The sequence below is a fragment of the Streptomyces niveiscabiei genome (assembly GCF_001419795.1).
GTDB lineage: Bacteria > Actinomycetota > Actinomycetes > Streptomycetales > Streptomycetaceae > Streptomyces > Streptomyces niveiscabiei.
Genome location: NZ_LIRL01001230.1, coordinates 1 through 1,849, shown reverse-complemented (window position 1 = coordinate 1,849; position 1,849 = coordinate 1). Strand labels below are relative to the sequence as shown.

Annotated in this window: 1 protein-coding gene and 1 pseudogene; both read left to right on the top strand. The window is 72.6% G+C overall.

Translation table 11 applies throughout. The features are described from left to right. Positions 1-479: 479 nt before the first annotated feature. Entirely contained in the window at positions 480-1,460 is a 981-nt protein-coding gene (locus AOK24_RS42460) for an SMI1/KNR4 family protein (protein ID WP_055725206.1), read from the top strand. A gap of 7 nt (positions 1,461-1,467) precedes the next feature. Next, positions 1,468-1,849, top strand: a pseudogene (locus AOK24_RS42455) (SUKH-4 family immunity protein); the annotation flags it as partial.

Here is a 1,849-nt window from a genome sequence, read left to right as displayed (position 1 = left end):
CGCGGGGGTCGGCGGGGGCGTGCGGGGCGCCGTCCGTTCTGTGCGGTGGGACCTGCGACGCGTGGGGTGTTCTGTGGACGTCGGGTGACGTTCCGTGAACGGTGTCGCCCGCGTTGCGGTCCGTGCCGTGCGGTCCTGTCTGCGTCGCGTTCATGATCGTCTTTCCCTCCCCGGGCATCCCCCCGGAGGACACAGGGTGCCAAATGGCGTGGCCTGTGCGGAAGCTGGGGCGTGGCGACACGCCCGGGACGGGCCGGGCTGTCACCAGAGGGTGACGGCAGGTCACCGTACTGGAGGGGGACGAAGTGGAGGGCCGGTGACCCGTCCGGCCGTACCGCATAGGCTGTCGGCACCGTGGGTGCGCGACGGACGTGTGCCGGGAAGCGGTGGAGACAGTCGGATACGGGGCGTGTCGGACGGGGCCGGGAAAGCGGAACCGCCGGCGGGTGCCGTACAGAGCGCCGCAGGGGGCAACCGCCATGACGACAGGTCGGCTCGGGCAGACCGCGCCGCCGAACGCGGCATACGCCGGGCAGGTCGTGCACTTTCCGGACCCGGTCCGGGCGGGCCGTCACCCCAGAGGTGTACGGGTCGACGAGCGCGGCTACCCCGACTTCTCGCCGTACGCGCGCGCGGTGGCGGAGATCGCCGACCCCCCGGAGGGGTTCGGCGTCGACGAACTGCGCCTCACGGACTACGTGTCGGCGAACGCCGCGCAGGCCGCCGCCGGGCACGAGCTGTGGGACACGGTGTCCCCGGTGGCTACCCCGCACGGCTGGACCTGGCACCACGTCGCCGGGACGCGCCGCCTCGAACTGATACCCGTAGACGTCAAGGCGCTGCTGCGCCACCACGGCGGTGTCGCGACGGCCCGCGTCGACCACGCGAAACGGGGCACCCGGCCGCTCCAGGAGACCCGGCCCACCCACTTCCGGCTGCCGAAGTCGGGTGTCGCGGTGACCGAGGCGCAGGTCCAGGGGGTCGAGGAGGACCTCGGCTACCGCCTGCCCGGCGCCTACCGCTCCTTCCTGAAGGCCGCGGGCGGCTGCGCGCCCGTCGGGACCGCGCTCGACGCCGAGCTCGGGCTCCTTGTTGACCAGCCGTTCTTCACGGTCCGCGACGAGGCCGCCGTCAACGACCTCGTGTACGTCAACAAGTGTCTGCGCGACCATCTCACCAAGGACTACCTCGGCGTCGGCTTCGTCCAGGGCGGCCTGATCGCCGTCAAGGTCAAGGGCGAGCGCCTCGGGTCCGTCTGGTTCTGCGCGTACGACGACGTCCGCGACGCCGACCCGACCTGGCCGCCGGCCGAGCGCGTCGAACGCCTCCTCGTGCCCTGCGGCGACGACTTCGACGCGTTCCTGTCCCGACTCGCCGGTGATCCACCGGAGTTGGAGACGGTGGCCAACCTGATGGTGGACGGCGGCTTCGCCCGCGTCGTTCCGGTTGCTGGGGAGTGATCCGCACATGGTGACGTTCGCGCAGGCGCAGGAGCGCGCGGAGGAGTGGGTCAACGGGGACGTGCCCGTGTACCAGCATCGCGAGGTGCGCGTACGGGAGTTCGGCCTCGGGTTCGTGGTCTGGGCGGAGGACCGCGCGGAGGGTCCCCGCGGTGACGGGGGCGCCCAGCGGCTCGTCATCGCCCGCGACAGCGGGGAGGCCACGCTGTGGCCCGCCCTGCCGGTCGGCGAGGTCATCCGGCGGTACGAGGAGCGGTACGGGGGTGAGGCGGGGGGTGTCGCGGACGCGGTGCCTGCGGCGGCGGCCCGGGTGGACCTGAACCAGACGTCGTTCCTGTTGTCGCCGCCGGAGTGGTTGCAGGACGCGGCGGACAAGTTGGGGATTGGGG